Origin of the sequence: Pseudomonas sp. BF-R-19, from assembly GCF_019956445.1 — a bacterium.
Lineage (GTDB): Bacteria > Pseudomonadota > Gammaproteobacteria > Pseudomonadales > Pseudomonadaceae > Aquipseudomonas > Aquipseudomonas fluorescens_BH.
Map to the genome: position 1 here is coordinate 76,032 of NZ_JAHBDN010000081.1, position 20,453 is coordinate 96,484.

General features: G+C 59.6%; 23 protein-coding genes. 10 read left to right on the forward strand and 13 right to left on the reverse strand.

Annotation, left to right across the window (positions count from 1 at the left end; all coding sequences use genetic code 11):
- Nucleotides 1-160: 160 nt before the first annotated feature.
- The 3 genes from cysN to KGB28_RS23410 form a co-directional block, all read right to left on the reverse strand.
- On the reverse strand, nucleotides 161-2,059 hold the full coding sequence (gene cysN, locus KGB28_RS23400) for a sulfate adenylyltransferase subunit CysN (RefSeq protein WP_223448086.1): 1,899 nt from the start codon (nucleotides 2,057-2,059) through the stop codon (nucleotides 161-163).
- A gap of 9 nt (nucleotides 2,060-2,068) precedes the next feature.
- On the reverse strand, nucleotides 2,069-2,986 hold the full coding sequence (cysD, locus tag KGB28_RS23405) for a sulfate adenylyltransferase subunit CysD (protein WP_008046199.1): 918 nt from the start codon (nucleotides 2,984-2,986) through the stop codon (nucleotides 2,069-2,071).
- Between the two features lie 267 nt (nucleotides 2,987-3,253).
- On the reverse strand, nucleotides 3,254-4,012 hold the full coding sequence (locus KGB28_RS23410; RefSeq protein WP_223448087.1) for a Nif3-like dinuclear metal center hexameric protein: 759 nt from the start codon (nucleotides 4,010-4,012) through the stop codon (nucleotides 3,254-3,256).
- A 103-nt stretch (nucleotides 4,013-4,115) separates the two neighbouring features.
- On the opposite strand from KGB28_RS23410, the gene algW reads away from it, so the two are divergent.
- Complete coding sequence (algW, locus tag KGB28_RS23415) at nucleotides 4,116-5,276, forward strand: Do family serine endopeptidase AlgW (protein WP_150754384.1); 1,161 nt, start codon at nucleotides 4,116-4,118, stop codon at nucleotides 5,274-5,276.
- Between the two features lie 122 nt (nucleotides 5,277-5,398).
- Here algW and hisC read toward each other — a convergent pair whose 3' ends face one another.
- The 10 genes from hisC to KGB28_RS23465 form a co-directional block, all read right to left on the reverse strand.
- Nucleotides 5,399-6,451 carry a histidinol-phosphate transaminase gene (gene hisC, locus KGB28_RS23420; protein WP_223448088.1) on the reverse strand — a complete coding sequence of 351 codons (1,053 nt, stop codon included), beginning with the start codon at nucleotides 6,449-6,451 and terminating at the stop codon, nucleotides 5,399-5,401.
- 2 nt (nucleotides 6,452-6,453) lie between these two features.
- Complete coding sequence (gene hisD / locus KGB28_RS23425) at nucleotides 6,454-7,779, reverse strand: histidinol dehydrogenase (RefSeq protein WP_150758019.1); 1,326 nt, start codon at nucleotides 7,777-7,779, stop codon at nucleotides 6,454-6,456.
- A gap of 126 nt (nucleotides 7,780-7,905) precedes the next feature.
- Complete coding sequence (hisG, locus tag KGB28_RS23430; protein WP_008018703.1) at nucleotides 7,906-8,541, reverse strand: ATP phosphoribosyltransferase; 636 nt, start codon at nucleotides 8,539-8,541, stop codon at nucleotides 7,906-7,908.
- 125 nt (nucleotides 8,542-8,666) lie between these two features.
- On the reverse strand, nucleotides 8,667-9,932 hold the full coding sequence (gene murA, locus KGB28_RS23435; protein ID WP_102702535.1) for a UDP-N-acetylglucosamine 1-carboxyvinyltransferase: 1,266 nt from the start codon (nucleotides 9,930-9,932) through the stop codon (nucleotides 8,667-8,669).
- 22 nt (nucleotides 9,933-9,954) lie between these two features.
- On the reverse strand, nucleotides 9,955-10,194 hold the full coding sequence (locus KGB28_RS23440) for a BolA family protein (protein ID WP_020796650.1): 240 nt from the start codon (nucleotides 10,192-10,194) through the stop codon (nucleotides 9,955-9,957).
- A 114-nt stretch (nucleotides 10,195-10,308) separates the two neighbouring features.
- Nucleotides 10,309-10,614, reverse strand: a complete 306-nt coding sequence (locus KGB28_RS23445) for a lipid asymmetry maintenance protein MlaB (RefSeq protein ID WP_223448089.1) — start codon at nucleotides 10,612-10,614, stop codon at nucleotides 10,309-10,311.
- On the reverse strand, nucleotides 10,611-11,264 hold the full coding sequence (locus tag KGB28_RS23450; RefSeq protein WP_150727424.1) for a phospholipid-binding protein MlaC: 654 nt from the start codon (nucleotides 11,262-11,264) through the stop codon (nucleotides 10,611-10,613). Before KGB28_RS23450 ends, KGB28_RS23445 begins: the two co-directional genes overlap by 4 nt.
- An 11-nt stretch (nucleotides 11,265-11,275) precedes the next feature.
- On the reverse strand, nucleotides 11,276-11,743 hold the full coding sequence (mlaD, locus tag KGB28_RS23455; protein ID WP_150727425.1) for an outer membrane lipid asymmetry maintenance protein MlaD: 468 nt from the start codon (nucleotides 11,741-11,743) through the stop codon (nucleotides 11,276-11,278).
- Nucleotides 11,743-12,540, reverse strand: a complete 798-nt coding sequence (gene mlaE / locus KGB28_RS23460) for a lipid asymmetry maintenance ABC transporter permease subunit MlaE (RefSeq protein ID WP_150727426.1) — start codon at nucleotides 12,538-12,540, stop codon at nucleotides 11,743-11,745. The genes mlaD and mlaE overlap by 1 nt, the downstream gene beginning before the upstream one ends.
- On the reverse strand, nucleotides 12,540-13,349 hold the full coding sequence (locus KGB28_RS23465; protein ID WP_007986707.1) for an ATP-binding cassette domain-containing protein: 810 nt from the start codon (nucleotides 13,347-13,349) through the stop codon (nucleotides 12,540-12,542). The genes mlaE and KGB28_RS23465 overlap by 1 nt, the downstream gene beginning before the upstream one ends.
- Nucleotides 13,350-13,624: 275 nt before the next feature.
- Here KGB28_RS23465 and KGB28_RS23470 point away from each other — a divergent pair, with 275 nt between their 5' ends.
- The 9 genes from KGB28_RS23470 (at nucleotide 13,625) to rapZ (ending at nucleotide 20,449) form a co-directional block, all read left to right on the forward strand.
- Nucleotides 13,625-14,599 (forward strand): KpsF/GutQ family sugar-phosphate isomerase, encoded by a 975-nt coding sequence (locus tag KGB28_RS23470; protein WP_223448090.1) that lies wholly within the window; start codon nucleotides 13,625-13,627, stop codon nucleotides 14,597-14,599.
- Nucleotides 14,599-15,123: a KdsC family phosphatase gene (locus KGB28_RS23475; RefSeq protein ID WP_007970265.1), complete on the forward strand. Its 525-nt coding sequence runs from the start codon at nucleotides 14,599-14,601 to the stop codon at nucleotides 15,121-15,123. Before KGB28_RS23470 ends, KGB28_RS23475 begins: the two co-directional genes overlap by 1 nt.
- A gap of 7 nt (nucleotides 15,124-15,130) precedes the next feature.
- Nucleotides 15,131-15,703, forward strand: a complete 573-nt coding sequence (gene lptC, locus KGB28_RS23480; RefSeq protein WP_223448091.1) for an LPS export ABC transporter periplasmic protein LptC — start codon at nucleotides 15,131-15,133, stop codon at nucleotides 15,701-15,703.
- Nucleotides 15,690-16,238, forward strand: coding sequence for a lipopolysaccharide transport periplasmic protein LptA (lptA, locus tag KGB28_RS23485; RefSeq protein ID WP_150727430.1), 549 nt, complete (start codon nucleotides 15,690-15,692; stop codon nucleotides 16,236-16,238). Before lptC ends, lptA begins: the two co-directional genes overlap by 14 nt.
- Nucleotides 16,238-16,963 carry an LPS export ABC transporter ATP-binding protein gene (gene lptB, locus KGB28_RS23490; protein WP_008054366.1) on the forward strand — a complete coding sequence of 242 codons (726 nt, stop codon included), beginning with the start codon at nucleotides 16,238-16,240 and terminating at the stop codon, nucleotides 16,961-16,963. Before lptA ends, lptB begins: the two co-directional genes overlap by 1 nt.
- Before the next feature lie 272 nt (nucleotides 16,964-17,235).
- Nucleotides 17,236-18,729 (forward strand): RNA polymerase factor sigma-54, encoded by a 1,494-nt coding sequence (locus KGB28_RS23495; protein ID WP_223448092.1) that lies wholly within the window; start codon nucleotides 17,236-17,238, stop codon nucleotides 18,727-18,729.
- Between the two features lie 74 nt (nucleotides 18,730-18,803).
- The gene (gene hpf / locus KGB28_RS23500; RefSeq protein WP_007941242.1) at nucleotides 18,804-19,112 is read left to right on the forward strand and encodes a ribosome hibernation-promoting factor, HPF/YfiA family; all 309 of its coding nucleotides are present in this window, start codon (nucleotides 18,804-18,806) and stop codon (nucleotides 19,110-19,112) included.
- A gap of 12 nt (nucleotides 19,113-19,124) precedes the next feature.
- On the forward strand, nucleotides 19,125-19,589 hold the full coding sequence (gene ptsN / locus KGB28_RS23505) for a PTS IIA-like nitrogen regulatory protein PtsN (protein ID WP_008046148.1): 465 nt from the start codon (nucleotides 19,125-19,127) through the stop codon (nucleotides 19,587-19,589).
- Nucleotides 19,590-19,591: 2 nt separating this feature from the next.
- Nucleotides 19,592-20,449 carry an RNase adapter RapZ gene (rapZ, locus tag KGB28_RS23510; RefSeq protein WP_150727432.1) on the forward strand — a complete coding sequence of 286 codons (858 nt, stop codon included), beginning with the start codon at nucleotides 19,592-19,594 and terminating at the stop codon, nucleotides 20,447-20,449.
- Nucleotides 20,450-20,453 lie beyond the last annotated feature (4 nt).

Genomic DNA, 20,453 nt, shown 5'->3' on the forward strand with positions numbered 1-20,453 from the left:
AGCGGGCTTGCTCGCGAAAGCGGTGGATCAGCCAGCTTCAATGCTGAATGGCACACCGCATTCGCGAGCAAGCCCGCTCCCACATTTGATCGAGTCGACCTCAAATAAAAAACCCGCCGATGATCACTCATCGGCGGGTTTTTCATTTTGCAACTAACGCTTAGATCGCCCCACGCTCACGCAGCAGACCCAGCACTTGCTTGACGCTTTCCTCCAGCGACACGGACTGGGTGTCGATCACCAGGTCGGCATCCAGCGGCACGTCGTACGGGAAGGACTCGCCCGGGATGTTATCCCCGGCCGCTGCGTACAAACCTTGCGGATCACGCTCGGCGCAGACTGTCGGCGAAGCCTGGACATAGACCGTCAGCAGACGCTCCTTGCCGATCAGCTCACGAGCCTGTTCACGCCCTTCGGCATTCGGGGCAACGAAGGCAGCGAGGGTCAGCAGACCGGCTTCGTTGAACTGACGCGCAACGTGCGCGGCACGACGCCAGTTCTCGGTACGCCCGGCGCGATCCTGTGGCAGACCTTTGTTCAGGTCGTGACGCAGGTTCTGGCCATCGAGTACGAACACCGCACGGCCAAGGTCGAACAACTTGCGTTCAACCGCATACGCCAGGGTGCTTTTGCCCGCGCCCGACAGACCGCTGAACAACACGGTGGCCGGTTGCTGACCGAAGCGCTGTGCGCGCTCTTCGGTGGCGACGTGGGCCAGTTTGCCGTGGTGCGTGCTGGTGCCATGGGCCAACGGCTGGGCGACGATCATGCCCGCGCCAACGGTACCGTTGGTCAAGCGGTCGATGATGATGAAGGCGCCGGTGGTGCGGTTGCTGTCGTAACCGTCGAGGGCAATCGGCGCATCGAGCGCGATCTTGACCTTGCCGATTTCGTTCAGTTGCAACGCGCTGGCCGGACCTTCTTCCAAGGTGTTGACGTCGACCTTGTTGACGATGCTGGCGATGGAGCCCGGCACGTAACTGGTGGCGCGTTTGATATCGTATTTCTTGCCCGGCAGCATCGGCTCTTCAGCCATCCACACCAGCATGGCTTCGAAGCTGTCGGTCACCGGCGGCACGTTGTCGGCGTGAACCAACAGGTCGCCACGGGAGATATCGATTTCGTCTTCCATGGTCAGCGTCACCGCCTGACCAGGACCGGCGTGCTCCAGTTCACCTTCGAAGGTGACGATGGATTTCACGCGGCTGCTCTTGCCCGACGGCAGCACCACGACTTCGTCGCCTTTCTTGACGATGCCGCTGGCCAGCGTACCGGCGAAGCCACGGAAGTTCAGGTTCGGACGGTTGACGTACTGCACCGGGAAACGCAGGTCGGTGAAGTTGCGATCGCCAGCCACTTCCACGGTCTCGAGGATTTCCATCAGCGACTGGCCGGTGTACCACGGCGAACGCTCGGACTTGTTCACCACGTTGTCGCCCTTCAAAGCCGACATCGGCACGAAGTGCATCGTGGTGGGCTTCATCTTCAAGCCTTCGGCGAACTGCAGGTAATCGGCCTTGATCGACTCGAACACGCCCTGGTCGAAGTCCTTGAGGTCCATCTTGTTGATGGCCACAACGATGTGCTTGATGCCCAGCAGCGAGGCGATGAAGCTGTGGCGACGGGTCTGGGTCTGCACGCCGTAACGGGCGTCGACCAGGATGATCGCCAGGTCACAGGTGGAGGCACCGGTGGCCATGTTGCGGGTGTACTGCTCATGGCCGGGGGTGTCGGCGATGATGAATTTGCGCTTGGCGGTGGAGAAATAGCGGTACGCAACATCGATGGTGATGCCTTGTTCACGCTCGGCCTGCAGGCCGTCGACCAGCAGCGCCAGGTCGATGTCTTCGCCGGTGGTGCCGACTTTTTTCGAGTCGCGGGTAATGGCTTCCAGGTGATCTTCGTAGATCATCTTGGAGTCGTGCAGCAGGCGCCCGATCAGGGTGCTCTTGCCGTCGTCGACGTTACCGCAGGTCAAAAAGCGCAGCAGCTCTTTACGTTCGTGCTGGCCCAGGTAGGCGAGGATGTCCTCGCTGATCAAATCAGATTGATGCGACATGACAGCCCCTTAGAAATAACCTTGACGTTTTTTGTCTTCCATCGAGCCTGCGCCATCGTGGTCGATGACACGGCCCTGGCGCTCGGAAGTTCGCGTCAGGAGCATTTCCTGAATGATGTCCGTGAGGCTTTCGGCCTCGGACTCCACCGCGCCCGTCAACGGGTAGCAACCAAGGGTACGGAAACGCACTTTCTTTTTGACGATGCGCGCTTTGTCTTCATCGCTCAGGTGCTCGAGGATGCGCTCGTCGTCGATCATGATCAGCGTGCCGTTCTTCTCGATGACTTCACGCTCGGCGGCGAAGTACAACGGAACGATCGGGATGCCTTCAAGGTAGATGTACTGCCAGATGTCCAGCTCGGTCCAGTTCGACAACGGGAAGACGCGGATCGACTCGCCCTTGTTGACCTTGCCGTTGTAAACGTTCCACAGCTCGGGACGCTGGTTTTTCGGATCCCAGCGGTGCTTGCTGTCGCGGAACGAGTACACACGCTCTTTAGCGCGGGATTTCTCTTCATCGCGACGAGCGCCGCCGAATGCTGCGTCGAAACCATACTTGTCGAGTGCCTGCTTCAGGCCCTCGGTCTTCATGATGTCGGTGTGCTTGGCGCTGCCGTGGGTGAACGGGTTGATGTCCTGCGCCACGCCGTCCGGGTTGACGTGGGTGATCAGGTCGAGGCCCAGCTCGGCGACCATCTTGTCGCGGAAGCTGTACATCTCCTTGAATTTCCAGCGAGTGTCGACGTGCATCACCGGAAACGGCAGCTTGCCCGGGAAGAACGCCTTGCGTGCCAGATGCAGCATCACGGCGGAGTCTTTACCGATGGAATACAGCATCACCGGGTTGTCGAACTCGGCGGCCACCTCGCGGATGATGTGGATGCTTTCCGCCTCCAGCTGTTTCAGATGCGTCAGTTTGTCGACCATGGCTACTCACGAAAGCTTTCTTATGAACGGCCAGCGGGCCGTGTTCGAGCGGGGATCCTAGCACAGCGACCTCTTCTAATCAGGACGCCAACTAGATCGAAAGAGCATATGAATATGCCTGCCCGTTTGGGCATCGCAGACCCTTTGTGGGAGCGGGCTTGCTCGCGAAGGCAATGTGTCATTAAACGTGATGCTGACTGATCCACCGCCTTCGTCGGAACGCCGCCCGGAGCAAGCCCGCTCCCACATTTTGATCGATGGTGTACCTCAGATCGGATTCGGGCAATCGATGAAGATGTGTTCCAGCGCAAAACGCCGCGCCAGATAATCCCCCAGCGCCTGGACGCCGTAGCGCTCGGTGGCATGGTGACCGGCGGCAATGAAGCTGATGTCGTTTTCCCGGGCACTGTGGAAGGTTTGCTCGGAAGCCTCGCCGCTGAGGTACAGATCGACGCCCGCCAGAATGGCCTGATCGATGTAACCCTGGCCACCACCGGTGCACCAGCCGACGCGGCGGATCATGGCGCTGCCTTCGACCAACAGCGGCTCACGCCCCATCACCTCCTGGACGCGGCGGGCAAAATCCCGGGGCATCATCGGCTCATTCAGCGAGCCGACCAGGCCGACAATCTTCAGGTTGTCCGGGTCCAGCGGACCTTCGACGGTGATGTCGAGTTGCCGCGCGAGCTGCACGTTATTGCCGACGTCCGGGTGCAGGTCCAGTGGCAGGTGATAGGACAACAGGCTGATATCGTGCTTGAGCAGGGTCTTCAAGCGGCGCTGTTTCATGCCGGTGATGCACGGGTTCTCGCCTTTCCAGAAGTAGCCGTGATGCACCAGCACCAGGTCGGCACTGGCCTCCACGGCCGCATCGAGCAAGGCCTGGCTGGCGGTGACGCCACTGACAATGCGCATCACTTGCGGACGGCCTTCGACTTGCAAGCCGTTGGGGCAGTAATCGGCGATTTTGGCGCTGTTGAGGTAACGGTCGGCTTCTTCGACCAGGGTGCTCAGGGCGACGGCCATGAAAGACTCCTAAATATCCCGTTCAGAGGCGCGTGCGGCCTCGTATAATGCGCGTCATTATGAGCGGTCTCATACCGCCTGCAACTCTCTCAGGAACTGCTTAATGCTCAAGGCGCTGCGTTTTTCCGGCTGGCCGCTGTTGGCCGGCGTGCTTGTCGCTCTTTTGATAATCCAGCGTTACCCGCAGTGGGTCGGGCTCCCGAGCCTCGACGTCAATCTGCAACAAGCGCCGCAAACCACCAGCATGCAGCAGGGCCCGGTGTCTTATGCCGAAGCGGTATCCACCGCGGCGCCGTCGGTGGTGAACCTGTACACCACCAAAGTCATCAACAAACCCAATCATCCGTTGTTCGAAGATCCGCAGTTCCGTCGCTTCTTCGGCGATAACTCGCCCAAGCAGAAACGCATGGAGTCGAGCCTCGGTTCCGGCGTGATCATGAGCCCGGAAGGCTACATCCTGACCAACAACCACGTGACCAGCGGCGCCGACCAGATCGTGGTAGCGCTCAAGGACGGCCGGGAAACCCTGGCGCGGGTGATCGGCAGCGACCCGGAGACTGACCTCGCGGTTCTGAAAATCGACCTGAAAAACCTGCCATCGATCACCGTGGGGCGTTCCGACAACATCCGCATCGGCGACGTCGCGCTGGCCATCGGCAACCCGTTCGGCGTCGGCCAGACCGTGACCATGGGCATCATCAGCGCCACCGGGCGCAATCAACTGGGCCTGAACAACTACGAAGACTTCATCCAGACCGATGCGGCGATCAACCCGGGCAACTCAGGCGGTGCGCTGGTGGATGCCATCGGTAACCTGACCGGCATCAACACGGCGATCTTTTCCAAGTCCGGGGGCTCCCAGGGCATTGGTTTCGCGATCCCGGTGAAGCTGGCGATGGAAGTAATGAAGTCGATCATCGAGCACGGCCAGGTGATTCGTGGCTGGCTGGGTATCGAAGTGCAGCCGCTGACCCAGGAACTGGCCGAGTCGTTCGGCTTGTCCGGGCGCCCTGGCATTGTCGTGGCGGGGATTTTCCGCGATGGTCCGGCACAGAAGGCCGGCCTGCAACTGGGTGATGTGATTCTTGCCATCGATGGCGAACCGGCCGGTGATGGCCGTCGCTCGATGAATCAGGTGGCGCGGATCAAGCCGACCGACAAGGTCGCGATCCAGGTGATGCGCAACGGCAAGGAGCTCAAGCTGACGGCAGAAGTCGGCCTGCGTCCGCCACCGGCTCCGGTCAAGGACACAGAAGAAAAGTAAGCTGTAGCCAAAACCAATGTGGGAGCGAACCTGCTCGCGATGGCGATTTAACAGTCAACAAAGAGGTTGAATGTTATGGCCTTATCGCGAGCAGGCTCGCTCCCACAGGTTTTGAGGGTGGTTTAGAGGTCGCCGAGGCCGTCGATCAGCGCCTGATTCTGCTCTGGCGTGCCGATGGAGATCCGCAGGAACTGGGCAATCCGCTCCTGCTTGAAGTGCCGGACGATCACGCCTTGCTCGCGCAGCTTCGCCGCAAGCCCCGCCGCATCGTACCGGGGATGACGGGCGAAAATGAAGTTCGCCGCCGATGGCAGCACTTCAAACCCCTTCTCCTCTAGCTGTGCAACGACCTTCTCGCGATTCTCGATCACCAACCGGCAGGTCTTGTCGAAATACTCGCGATCATCGAACGCGGCGGCAGCGCCGACATTCGCCATGCGATCCAGCGGATAAGAGTTGAAGCTGTTCTTGATCCGCTCCAACGCCTCGATCAGGTCGGGATGGCCGACCGCCAGACCTACCCGCAGACCGGCCAGGGAACGGGACTTGGACAGGGTCTGGGTCACCAGCAGGTTCGGATAGCGGTCCACCAGGGTGATTGCCGTCTCGCCGCCGAAATCGATGTAGGCCTCGTCGACCACCACCACGGAATCCGGGCTGGCCTTGAGAATCTGCTCCACCGCTTCCAGCGCCAACAGGCAACCGGTCGGCGCATTCGGGTTAGGGAAGATGATCCCGCCGTTCGGTTTGGCGTAGTCCGCCGGGTTGATCTGGAACTGCTCGTCCAGCGGCACCGCGTCGAACTTGATGCCGTACAACCCGCAGTAGACCGGGTAGAAGCTGTAGCTGATGTCCGGGAACAGCAGCGGCTGATCGTGTTGCAACAAACCGTGGAAGATGTGCGCCAGCACTTCATCGGAACCGTTGCCGAGGAACACCTGATTGCCTTGCACGCCGTAGTACCTGGCAACCGCTTGCTTGAGCAGGTCGCTGTTCGGGTCCGGGTACAAACGCAGGTTGTCATTGAGTTCGGTTTGCATCGCCGCGAGGGCTTTTGGCGATGGGCCGTACGGGTTTTCGTTGGTGTTGAGCTTGACCAGTTTGGTCAGCTTGGGTTGTTCGCCCGGCACGTAAGGCACCAGATCCTTGACGAACGGGCTCCAGAATTTACTCATGTTCATTTCACCTGTTTGTCGTCAACGATGCGGTATTCGGCGCTACGGGCGTGAGCGGTCAGCGACTCGCCACGGGCCAGCACGGAAGCGGTTTTGCCCAACTCGGAAGCACCCTGTTCGGAACAGAAAATGATCGACGAGCGTTTCTGGAAGTCGTACACACCCAGTGGCGAGGAGAACCGGGCGGTGCCGGAAGTTGGCAACACGTGGTTCGGGCCTGCGCAATAGTCGCCCAGGGCTTCGGAGGTGTGACGCCCCATGAAGATCGCACCGGCGTGGCGGATTTGCGGCAGCCAGGCTTGTGGATCGGCAACGGACAATTCGAGGTGCTCCGGCGCGATGCGGTTGGCGACTTCAATAGCCTGCTCCATGTCGCGAACCTTGATCAGTGCACCACGGCCATTGATCGAGGTTTCGATGATCGCGGCGCGCTCCATGGTCGGCATCAACTTGGCGATGCTGGCGGCGACCTTGTCGAGGAACTCGGCGTCGGGGCTGACCAGAATCGCCTGGGCGTCTTCGTCGTGCTCGGCCTGGGAGAACAGGTCCATGGCGATCCAGTCCGGATCGGTCTGGCCGTCGCACACCACGAGGATCTCGGAGGGACCGGCGATCATGTCGATACCGACCTGGCCAAACACGTGGCGCTTGGCGGTGGCGACATAGATGTTGCCCGGGCCGACCACTTTATCGACCTTCGGCACGCTTTCGGTGCCGTAAGCCAATGCTGCAACGGCTTGAGCGCCACCGATGGTGAACACGCGGTCGACACCGGCGATGCAGGCAGCGGCCAGCACCAGCTCGTTGATTTCACCGCGCGGGGTCGGCACCACCATGACCACTTCGGTGACGCCGGCAACCTTGGCCGGAATCGCGTTCATCAACACCGACGACGGGTAGGACGCCTTGCCGCCCGGTACGTACAGACCGGCGCGGTCCAGCGGCGTGACTTTCTGGCCCAGCACGGTGCCGTCGGCCTCGGTGTAGCTCCAGGAGTCCTGCTTCTGTTTTTCGTGGTAGCTGCGCACACGGGCGGCAGCGACTTCCAGGGCTTCGCGCTGAGGCACGGAGATGCGGGTGAGCGCCAGCTCCAGACGCTCGCGCGGCAGGATCAGGTCGGCCATGGACTTCACGTCCAGGCCGTCGAACTGCCGGGTAAAGTCCACCAGTGCCGCGTCGCCACGCTCACGCACGGCCTTGATGATGTCCAGCACCCGCTGATTGACCGAGTCGTCAGACACACTTTCCCAGCTCAGCAGATGATCCAGATGATGCGCGAAATCCGGGTCAGCAGCGTTGAGTCGGCGAATTGCAGTCGGTGCGGTCATAGCGAGAGCCTCATAGGAATGGCAAAAACTCAGGCGCCCTAACTTAGCAGTCGTTTCCGCTTGGGCACCTGAGAATTCTGGCTATGAGGCGGATAGACGGGCGCGACTTAACGTCGCGCGGGTGAATCAGCCGCGGTGTCGAGACTCCACTGCCTTGCGCAGGGTGTCGATCAACGCCTGGATACGGGCGTGCTGCATCTTCATCGAAGCTTTGTTGACGATCAGCCGGGAGCTGATGGCAGCAATGAAATCCTGTGGCTCCAGGCCGTTGGCCCGCAGCGTGTTACCGGTGTCGACCACGTCGATGATCTTGTCTGCCAGACCGATCAGCGGTGCCAGCTCCATCGAGCCGTACAGCTTGATGATGTCGACCTGACGACCCTGTTCTGCGTAATAACGCTTGGCAACGTTGACGAACTTGGTGGCGATGCGCAGGCGGCCCTTGGGCTCGACCGCACCGACCTTGCCGGCCGTCATCAACTTGCACTGGGCAATTTGCAGGTCCAGTGGCTCGTAAAGGCCCTGGCCGCCATATTCCATCAGCACATCTTTACCGGCGACACCGAGGTCGGCGGCACCATGTTCGACATAGGTCGGCACATCGGTGGCACGCACGATCAGCAGGCGTACATCTTCCTGGGTCGTGGGAATGATCAGCTTGCGGCTCTTGTCCGGATTCTCGGTCGGCACGATGCCCGCTTCAGCCAGAAGCGGCAGGGTGTCGTCAAGGATGCGGCCCTTGGACAGTGCGATGGTCAACATGGGAAACGTCAGTCCTTATCAAGGTACTCATGCCCGGTCGCAAATGGCGCCGGACACACATCGAGCCGAAAACGGCTCGACTTCAACAAATCAACGGGCATGTCCTTATGCCCATGCAGCAGGTACTAGCCCGGAACGCGACGGATCTTGGCGCCCAGCATCTGCAGTTTTTCTTCGATGCACTCGTAGCCACGGTCTATGTGGTAGATGCGGTCGATCAGGGTGTCGCCTTCGGCGATCAGCGCCGAGATCACCAGGCTGGCCGAAGCACGCAGGTCGGTGGCCATGACTGGCGCGCCCTTGAGTTTCTCGGTGCCGGTAACGATGGCGGTGTTGCCTTCGACCTGGATCTTGGCGCCCATGCGGTGCAGCTCGTAGACGTGCATGAAGCGGTTTTCGAAGATCGTCTCGATCACAGCACCGGTGCCTTCGGCAATGGCGTTGAGGGAGATGAACTGCGCCTGCATGTCAGTCGGGAACGCCGGGTACGGAGCGGTCCGCACGTTGACGGCTTTCGGACGCTTACCGTGCATGTTCAGCTCGATCCAGTCTTCGCCGCAGGTAATTTCGGCACCGGACTCACGGAGCTTTTCCAGAACGGCTTCGAGGATGGTCGGATCGGTGTCCTTGACCTTCACTCGGCCGCCGGTCACGGCAGCGGCAACCAGGTAGGTACCGGTTTCGATACGGTCCGGCATCACCTTGTAAGTGGTGGTGTGCAGACGCTCGACGCCATCGATGGTGATGGTGTCGGTGCCGGCGCCGGAAACCTTGGCGCCCATGGCGTTCAGGAAATTCGCCAGGTCGACCACTTCAGGCTCGCGCGCGGCGTTAGCCAGGACGCTGCGGCCTTTGGCCAGCGCTGCGGCCATCATGATGTTTTCGGTACCGGTCACACTGACGGTATCGAAGAAGAAATGCGCACCGCGCAGGCCGCCTTCAGGCGCCTTGGCCTTGATGTAGCCGCCTTCGACGTCGATGACTGCGCCCATGGCTTCCAGGCCACGGATGTGCAGGTCAACCGGACGCGAACCGATGGCGCAACCGCCAGGCAAGGCGACTTCGGCTTCACCGAAACGGGCAACCATCGGGCCCAGTACCAGAATCGACGCACGCATGGTTTTAACCAGTTCGTACGGTGCGACCAGAGTCTTGATGGTGCGCGGGTCGATTTCGACGGCGAGTTTCTCGTCGATCACCGGCTCAATACCCATGCGACCGAACAGCTCGATCATGGTGGTGATGTCGTGCAGGTGCGGCAGGTTGGCCACGGTCACCGGGCCATCGCACAGCAAGGTGGCAGCCAGGATCGGCAGGGCAGAGTTCTTTGCCCCTGAGATGCGGATTTCGCCATCAAGACGAGCACCGCCAGTAATAATCAATTTATCCATAAGAATCTCGACGCCCTTGGGCTCAGGTGCGCTCGGCCCAGGCCGCGCTGCTGAAAAATTTCATAGTGACCGCATGGATGCTGCCATCGGTGATCCACGGGTTCAAATGGGCATAGACCTGCTGCTGACGCTTCACCGGGCTCAACGCCGCCAGTTCATCGCTAATCACGTTCAGCTGGAAATTGCAGCCTTCGCCCTCGACTTCTACTTTCGTTCCGGGCAGCTTTCCTTCAAGAAAGCTCTTAACTTCGTTGGCCTGCATGCTCAACCTCAATCGGCGCCCTGTGCGCGCGGGTCGGACATCATACAAAAAAGCCCCGCGCCTGCGAACCCCGCCAAGCAGGACTCGGACGGGGGGCTTCTTTATAGATGCGTGTCAGGGGTGCGCCAACAGCTCGGTCATCTCGCTGACCTGAGCGATTTCACGCATGTCATCCGGCATCCCACGGATGCTCAGGGCCTTGCCGGCGGCCTGCGCATCGCGGATGAAGCACAGCAGCAACGACAACCCGACACTGCTGGACTTGGTCACCGCCGAGCAATCGACCACCAGCGCCGCAGCCTTGCAGGCCTTGATCAGCGCCTTGCCCTGCTCACGCAGGCCAGGGCCGGTGCGGTAATCCAGCACACCACTGAGTCGCAACTCGCCCGCTTCGTCCATCTGGACTGCCGACTCACTCATTGGGCTGACTGCTCTGGTTTCTTGTCGGTGGCTTCCTTGGCCTTGGCGACTTCCCCGGCCCAACCATTGATGGTCTTGTCCAGGTCGTTGCCATTGCGCTGCATCGCATCGGCGAACTGATCGCGGAACAGCTTGCCGATGTTGATGCCGTTGATGATGACGTTACGCAGTTTCCACTCGCCGTTGATCTTTTCCAGCGTGTAGGACACTGGATAGATCGCGCCGCTGCTGCCCTTGACGGTCATGCCAACGCTGGTACGGTCGCCCGATTCGTCTTTGGCCGGATCAACGGTGATGCCCTGGTTGTTGTACTCCAGCAAGGCATTGCCATAGAACTGGAACAGACCCTTCTTGAAGTTTTCTTCGAAGGTCTTCATCTGCGCAGGCGTAGCTTTCTTCGAGTATTTGACCGTCATGATGCTCTTGGAAATACCCTCGGCATCCACAACCGGCCCGACGATGGTGTTCAGCGCCGCATAAAAGTCTTGCGGATCCTGCTTGTACTTTTCTTTATTGGCCGCCAGATCGGCCAGCATCCGATTAGTGGTGTCCTGTACCAGATCGTGCGCCGAAGGCGCCGCCACGGCGTTGGCTACCAGCGGCAGCGCCGCGAGCAGTACCAAAAGGCCACGTCGCAAGGTAGAGATCATTTAACAGTTCCTCATTTAGCTTCTTTGCTAACGGTATTGAGCAGGAATTTACCGATCAGGTCTTCGAGCACCAACGATGACTGCGTGTCATGGATGGTTCCACCATCCTTGAGCAGGGTGTCTTCCCCGCCCACGCTGAGACCGATGTACTTCTCGCCCAACAGGCCAGCGGTCAGGATAGATGCAGTAGAGTCCGCCGGCAGATTATCGATGCGTTTTTCCAGCTGCATGGTCACCCGACCGGTGAAACTGTCGCGATCCAGATCGATGGCCGTGACCTTGCCGATGGTCACACCGGCCATGGTCACCTTTGCTCTGACCGTCAAACCGGCGATATTGTCGAAGTAGGCGTAAAGTTTATACGTGTCGGTGCTCGGAGTCGGGGACAGGCCACTGACCCGCAACGCCAACAAGAGCAAAGCCAGGATGCCAGCCAGCAAGAAAAGGCCGACACCGATTTCCAGGGTGCGGTTTTGCATCAGAAATCTCCAAACATCAAGGCGGTCAGAATAAAGTCCAGGCCGAGTACTGCCAACGAGGCATACACAACGGTCTTGGTAGTGGCACGACTGATCCCCTCGGAAGTGGGTTCGCAGTCATAGCCTTGGAATACGGCGATCCAGGTCACGACAAAGGCAAAGACGATGCTTTTGATGATCCCGTTGAGCACATCGTCCGCGAAGGTCACGCTGTTCTGCATGTTCGACCAGTAGGAGCCTTCATAGACCCCCAGCCAGTCGACCGCCACCCACGAGCCGCCCCAGATACCCACCACGCTGAAAATCATCGCCAGCACCGGCAGGGAAATGAAACCGGCCCACAAGCGTGGCGCGATGATGTACTTGAGCGGGTCGACCCCGATCATTTCCAGGCTGGACAACTGCTCGGTGGACTTCATGTTGCCGATTTCGGCGGTCAACGCCGAACCTGCGCGCCCGGCGAACAGCAAGGCGGTCACCACCGGCCCCAGTTCACGCAGCAGCGTCAGCGCCACCATCTGCCCGACGGCCTGTTCTGAACCATAGCTGGAAAGAATGTTGAAGCCTTGCAGCGCCAGCACCATGCCGATGAATACCCCGGAGACCACGATGATCACCAGGGACATCACGCCCACCGAATGCAACTGCTTGACCAGCAGCCCGAAACCGCCACCGATTCCGCCCCGGCCAAGCAAGGAATGGAACAGGAACAGGCTCGAACGCCCGAACACCGCCAACACATCGATGCCGGCCTGGCCGAAGCGGCGAACGCGTTCTACCAATGAAATTCTGCGCATCAGCGCTTCCCCAGAAGATCTGCGCGGTAATCCGTCGCTGGAAAGTGGTACGGAACCGGGCCGTCGGGTTCACCAGTCATGAACTGACGAATGCGCGGCTCATCCGAGTTCATCAACTCGTCCGGCGTGCCCTGCCCCAATACCTGACCATCGCCCACCACATAAATATAATCGGCAATGCTCGCGGTCTCGGCCAGGTCGTGGGATACCACGATGCTGGTGATGCCCAGCGCATCGTTGAGCAAACGAATCAGGCGCACCAGAACGCCCATTGCGATGGGGTCCTGGCCGACAAAGGGCTCGTCGTACATGAGGATCTGTGGATCGAGCGCGATCGCCCGGGCCAGCGCGACACGGCGCTTCATGCCGCCGGAAAGCTCGTCGGGCATCAGTTCGATGGCACCCCGCAAGCCCACGGCCTGCAGCTTGAGCAGGACGATGTCGCGGATCATTTCGTCCGGCAGTTGCGTGTGAACCCGCAGCGGAAAAGCGACGTTCTCGAAGACATCGAGGTCGGTAAACAGTGCACCGCTCTGAAACAGTACGCCCATATGCTTGCGCGCATCGAACAGATCGCTGCGCGACAGTTTTGGCAAGTTCTGACCGTTGACCCAGACTTCGCCCTTGGTGGGCCGCAACTGGGCGCCCATCAGACGCAAAAGCGTGGTCTTGCCACACCCGGAAGGCCCCATGATGCCGGTGACCTTGCCGCGAGGGATACGGATATCGACATTGTTGAAAATGCTGCGCGCACCGCGCTTGAAGGACAGTCCCTTCAGCTCGACCGCGTAGGCGTTATCGGCACTCATCTAAACTCCTTGCGATGCAGCCTCTCACTCGGACGCCTGACTTTCTCACGAAAGCACATACCTCCCGGGCAGGCCGAACTGGCGGCGAACTATATCACTGCAAAGGCTGCGTCCCCAAGGCCAAAGCCAGGACATGTTCAACTGTATGACAGGTTGAAAGCCCTGTTTAGAAGGTTTCCGGCAACAAGGATGACAATGCGCGACGAACTAGCGTGAGGGATTCGATCATAACCGCTATAATCGCCGCCTTTTCATCAGGCTATACGATTTCTGACATGAGCCAATCCAGCGACCTGATTCAATCAGCACAACGCACCATCCGCCTCGAGGTAGAAGCCGTGCAAGGCCTGCTACCCCATATCGACGCAGATTTCGTACGCGCTTGCGAGATGATTCTGGCCAGCAAAGGCCGCGTGGTCGTGGTCGGCATGGGCAAGTCGGGGCACATCGGCAACAAGATTGCCGCGACCCTGGCCAGCACCGGCACCACGGCATTTTTTGTGCACCCGGCTGAAGCCAGCCACGGTGACATGGGCATGATTACCCGCGACGACATCATTCTGGCGCTCTCGAACTCCGGCTCTACCAATGAAATCGTGACCCTGCTGCCACTGATCAAACGCCTGGGCATTCAGTTGATCAGTGTGACCGGCAATCCTGACTCCGCACTGGCCAAGGCCGCCGAGGTCAACCTGAATGTTCACGTCGAACACGAAGCCTGCCCGTTGAACCTGGCACCCACCTCGTCGACCACCGCCGCCCTGGTCATGGGCGACGCCCTGGCCGTCGCGCTGCTGGAAGCCCGTGGCTTTACCGCCGAAGACTTCGCCTTTTCCCATCCCGGCGGCGCCCTGGGCCGACGCCTGCTGCTGAAAGTGGAAAATGTCATGCACGCCGGGCAAGAGTTGCCGCAAGTACAGCGTGGCACCCTGCTCAAGGACGCGCTAATGGAAATGACCCGCAAAGGCCTGGGCATGACCGTGATCCTGGAAGCCGATGGAAAGCTGGCCGGGATCTTTACCGACGGTGACTTGCGCCGCACGCTGGACCGTAGCATCGACATCCACAGCGCTACCATCGACCAGGTCATGACTGCACACGGCAAGACCGCGCGTGCCGAGATGCTCGCCGCCGAAGCGCTGAAAATCATGGAAGACCATAAAATCAACGCGCTGGTCGTGGTCGACAGCGAAGACCGCCCGGTCGGTGCCTTGAACATGCACGACTTGCTGCGTGCAGGAGTAATGTAATGAGTGCGGACCTGTTGCAACGCGGCAAACAGATCAAACTGGCAGTGTTCGATGTCGATGGCGTGCTGACCGACGGGCGCCTGTACTTCCTCGAAGACGGCAGCGAATTCAAGACGTTCAACACACTCGACGGCCAAGGCATCAAGATGCTGATGGCCGCCGGCGTGCAGACGGCCATCATCAGTGGCCGCAAGACCCCGGTGGTCGAACGGCGAGCCAGGAACCTCGGAATCCCGCATCTGTATCAGGGACGCGAAGACAAACTGGTGGTACTCGATGAGCTACTGGCCCAACTCAACCTGAGCTATGAACAGGTGGCCTACCTCGGCGATGACCTGCCGGACCTGCCGGTGATTCGCCGCGTCGGCCTGGGCATGGCGGTGGCCAATGCCGCCAGCTTCGTGCGTGAACACGCTCACGGCATCACCCTCGCCCGTGGCGGCGAAGGTGCCGCTCGCGAATTCTGCGAATTGATCCTGCGCGCCCAGGACCGCCTCGACGCGGCCAATGCAGCGTACCTGTGAGCCCACTATGCTGAGCAAAAAGTTTCGCAACACCCTGATGTTCAGTTGCATCGCGGCGATATTCGCCGCGGTTGGCTACTGGAACATCAGCCCGGAACGCTTCCTCGACAAGCCGGTAACGCAGGTCGATGAAAGCGCGATCGACTATTACGCCATCAACGCCCACAGCGTGCAGTACCTGCCGGACGGCAAGCTGCAATATGATCTGGTGTCCGACAAGGTCGAGCACCTGAAAGCGACCGAGGTGACATTGCTGACCAACCCCGACCTGAATGTGTTCCGCGGCACTGAATTCCCGTGGCACGTCCAGAGCCTGCGCGGCGAGGTCAACCCTGATGGCACACAGGTCGAACTGATCGATGACGTGCGCATCACGCGCTTTGACGAGAAAAACCGTAAAACCCTGATCACCAGCACCCGCATGACCGTGTTCCCGCAGCAGCAATATGCGCAGACCGAGCAAGACGTTAGAATCGACGGCGCTGGCGGTGTATCGACTGGCAAGGGAATGAAGGCGTATTTGAAAGAAAGCAGGATACACCTGCTATCGAACGTAAGAGGACAGTATGAGGCTCGTTAAAACCCTCCCGATTTTGCTCAGTCTGGGCGCAGCACTGGGAAGCGTGAGCGCCTGGGCTCTGCCGGAAGATCAACAGCAGCCTATCCGCATTCAGGCCGACGATGCCCAACTGGACGACAAGCAAGGTATTGCTACCTATAAGGGTGACGTGATCATCACTCAAGGCTCGATGAAGGTGACAGGCAACACCGTTACCATTACCCGCACCCCGGCTGGCGACATCGACGTAGTGACCTCGGTGGGCAACCTGGCGTACTTCGAGCAATTGCAAACAGCTGGCGATACCAAGCCTGTTCAGGGCTGGGGCGTGACGATCCAGTATCACGCCGCGCAAAATCGCGTCGTACTGATCGACAAGGCCAAAGTTGTCGACAAGGACAACAACGTCACCCAAGGCGAGAAAATTGTCTACGACACGGACAAGAAGCTCGCCAGCGCCGGTCGCGCCACAGGCAGCAAGGTCACCGAGGCGCGCCCGCGTATCGACATGGTGATCCAGCCGAAGAAGAAAACCGACGAGAAAAAGGCCCAGTAATGGCAACTCTGAAAGCTCAGCATCTGGCCAAGAGCTACAAGAGCCGCCAGGTCGTGCGCGACGTCAGCCTGTCCATCGACAGCGGTCAGATTGTCGGCCTGCTTGGCCCGAACGGCGCCGGCAAGACCACCTGCTTCTACATGATTGTCGGCCTGGTACAGGCCGACCAGGGCCGCGTCCTGATCGATGACCTGGACGTCAGCCACCAGCCGATGCATGGCCGCGCAAAGGCCGGTATCGGCTACTTGCCGCAGGAAGCATCGATCTTTCGCAAACTGTCGGTGGCCGACAACATCATGGCCATCCTCGAGACCCGCAAGGAACTCGACAAGGCCGGTCGTCGCAAAGAGCTGGAAAGCCTGCTGCAGGAATTTCACATCAGCCACATCCGCGACAACCTCGGCATGAGCCTGTCCGGTGGTGAGCGCCGTCGTGTGGAGATCGCCCGCGCCCTGGCCACCAACCCGAAATTCATCCTCCTCGACGAACCCTTCGCCGGCGTGGACCCGATTTCGGTCGGCGACATCAAGCAGATCATTCACCACCTCAAGGCCAAAGGCATTGGCGTGCTGATCACGGACCACAACGTTCGTGAAACCCTGGATATCTGTGAAACCGCCTATATCGTCAATGACGGTCAACTGATCGCTGAAGGCGACGCTGAAACCATCCTGGCCAACGACCTGGTGAAGGAAGTGTACCTGGGCCACGAATTCCGCCTGTAAGACACCGAGATGCCAGAGCAGTCGACGAGCGCTTGTCTCGATAAAAAATCAACTCTTTTTTATTGTTACAGCGCTCCAGGCAAACCCGACGCTTCAAAGATGTTCAGGAGCCAGCCGGAGCAACCTGTCAACAAAACTTTGCAGCTTTTATTGTTACAGCGCTCTAGGCAAACCCTTCAGTTTCAGGCATATAATTTGCTTATGTTTGGCGCCCCGGCGCCCTGTAGTGGATGGCGCATGTGCGCCGGCGAATAAGGTGTTAAGCCCCTGCCATGAAACCATCGCTAGTCTTGAGAATGGGCCAGCAGCTGACGATGACACCGCAGCTGCAACAGGCCATCCGCCTGCTCCAATTGTCGACCCTGGACCTGCAACAGGAAATCCAGGAGGCCCTGGAGTCCAATCCGATGCTCGAACGCCAGGAAGAAGGCGACGACTTCGATAATTCCGACCCCTTGGCCGACAACGCCGAACAAAAGCCCAACACTGACACCCAGGAACCCTCCTACCAGGAAAGCGCCCCGACGGTTGATAACCTCGATGAAGGCGACTGGAACGAGCGCATCCCTAACGAACTCCCCGTCGACACCGCGTGGGAGGACGTTTACCAGACCAGCGCCAGCAGCCTGCCCAGCAATGACGACGACGAGTGGGACTTCACCACCCGCACCTCGGCCGGCGAAAGCCTGCAGAGCCACTTGCTATGGCAACTGAACCTGGCCCCGATGTCCGACACCGATCGCCTGATTGCCGTGACCCTGATCGACTGCATCAACAATCAGGGTTACCTGGACGAAACCCTCGAGGAAATCCTCGAAGCCTTCGACCCGGAACTGGACATCGAACTGGACGAAATCGAAGCCGTCCTGCACCGCATCCAGCAGTTCGAGCCCGCCGGCATCGGCGCCCGCAACCTGGGTGAATGCCTGTTGCTGCAATTGCGTCAGTTGCCTGCCAAGACACCTTGGCTGACCGAGGCCAAGCGCCTGGTCACCGATTACATCGATCTGCTTGGCAGCCGCGACTACAGCCAGTTGATGCGCCGCATGAAGCTCAAGGAAGATGAACTGCGCCAGGTCATCGAACTGGTCCAGAGCCTCAACCCACGCCCGGGCTCGCAGATCGAGTCCGCCGAAGCCGAGTACGTCGTTCCTGACGTTATCGTGCGCAAGGACAACGAGCGCTGGCTGGTGGAGCTCAATCAGGAGTCGGTGCCACGTCTGCGGGTCAACGCCCAGTACGCCGGTTTCGTCCGCCGCGCCGACACCAGCGCCGACAACACTTTCATGCGCAACCAGTTGCAGGAGGCCCGCTGGTTCATCAAGAGCCTGCAAAGCCGCAATGAAACCCTGATGAAGGTTGCCACCCAGATCGTCGAGCATCAACGCGGCTTTCTGGAGTACGGCGACGAAGCCATGAAGCCGCTGGTCCTGCATGACATCGCCGAAGCGGTCGGCATGCATGAATCGACGATTTCACGGGTGACCACCCAGAAGTTCATGCACACCCCCCGGGGCATTTATGAACTGAAGTACTTTTTCTCCAGTCACGTAAGCACCTCCGAAGGCGGCGAATGCTCGTCCACGGCGATCCGGGCGATCATCAAAAAACTGGTTGCCGCGGAAAATCAGAAAAAGCCGTTGAGTGACAGCAAGATCGCTGGTTTACTGGAGGCACAAGGCATTCAGGTGGCTCGCCGCACCGTCGCCAAGTACCGCGAATCCCTCGGGATCGCGCCTTCGAGCGAACGCAAGCGGTTGATGTAGAGCCACGCCACAGCGTTCCAGTGGTAGATCATCTGATCTACCGCTTTATGCACTGGCAACGAAGGAGAAGCTGTATGCAAGTCAACATCAGTGGACACCAACTGGAAGTGACCGAACCTCTTCGCACCTACATCGGCGAAAAACTCGAACGATTGGAGCGACATTTCGACAAGATCACTAATGTGCAGGTCACGATGACCGTCGAAAAACTGAAGCAGAAAATCGAAGCCACGCTGCATATTCCCGGGAATGAAGTGGTCGCAAACGCGGAACATACCGATATGTACGCCGCGATCGACGCACTCACCGACAAGCTGGATAAACAACTCAAAAAGCATAAGGAAAAGACCCAGAGCCTCCTCCAGGGCGCAACCGGTCGTTAACACTCCCTACCCATGATCCGACTTGAAAGTATCCTGACCCCCGGCCGTTCCCTGGTGAACGTGCCGGGAGGCAGTAAAAAGAAAGCCCTCGAACAAATTGCCAATCTGATCGCCCGCGAAGTGCCGGCCCTGGAGATGCAAGATGTCTTCGAGGCACTGATTGCCCGTGAAAAACTCGGCTCCACCGGGTTTGGCAATGGCATCGCCATTCCACATTGCCGTCTCAAGGGCTGTGTTTCGCCCATCAGTGCATTGATGCACCTGGACGCCCCTATCGATTTCGACGCCATCGATGGTGCGCCGGTTGACCTGCTGTTCGTGCTGCTGGTCCCGGAAGCCGCCACCGATGCGCACCTTGAGCTGCTGCGACAGATCGCCAGCATGCTCGACCGCAAGGAAGTTCGCGAAAAGCTGCGTAGTGCTGCAAGCAACGAAGCCCTGTATCAGGTTGTCCTGGACGAGCAAAACGGTCAGTAATCATGCGCTTGATCATCGTCAGTGGCCGTTCCGGCTCAGGTAAAAGTACCGCCCTCAACGTTCTTGAGGACAACGGCTACTACTGTATCGACAACCTGCCTGCCGGCCTGCTGCCGGAGCTGGCCGAACGCGCCTTGGTTCATACCGAGCTGTTACAGCCGCTGGTCGCCGTTTCCATTGACGCCCGCAACCTGCCCAGCCACCTGTCACGCTTCCCCGACCTGCTCGAGGAAGTCCGTGCCCGCCACATCCAGTGCGATGTGCTGTACCTGGACGCCGACGAAGAAACCCTGCTCAAGCGCTTCTCGGAAACCCGCCGACGTCACCCCCTGACCAACGCCAACCGCTCGCTGGCCGAAGCCATCAGCGTCGAGAGCGACCTGCTCGGGCCGATTGCCGACCTCGCCGATCTCAAGATCAACACCACCAGCCTGAACCTGTACCAGCTGCGCGACGCCATCAAACTGCGACTGCTGAATCAGCCCGAGCCGGGCACAGCGTTCCTGGTGGAGTCCTTCGGCTTCAAGCGTGGCATGCCGGTGGACGCCGACCTGGTGTTCGATGTGCGCTGCCTGCCCAACCCTTACTGGAAACCGGAATTGCGCGAGCAGTCCGGGCTCGATCAACCGGTTGCCGACTATCTGGCGGCACAACCGGATGTCGAAGAGATGTTCCAGGACATTTCCACATACCTGCTAAAGTGGCTGCCGCGTTTTGCCGCCAGCAACCGCGCCTATGTCACCATTGCCATTGGCTGCACTGGCGGACATCACCGTTCCGTCTACCTGACCGAGCGTCTGGGGCAGGCGCTGCAAAAATCACTGAAGAACGTCCAGGTTCGCCACCGCGACCTCAGCTAAAGGA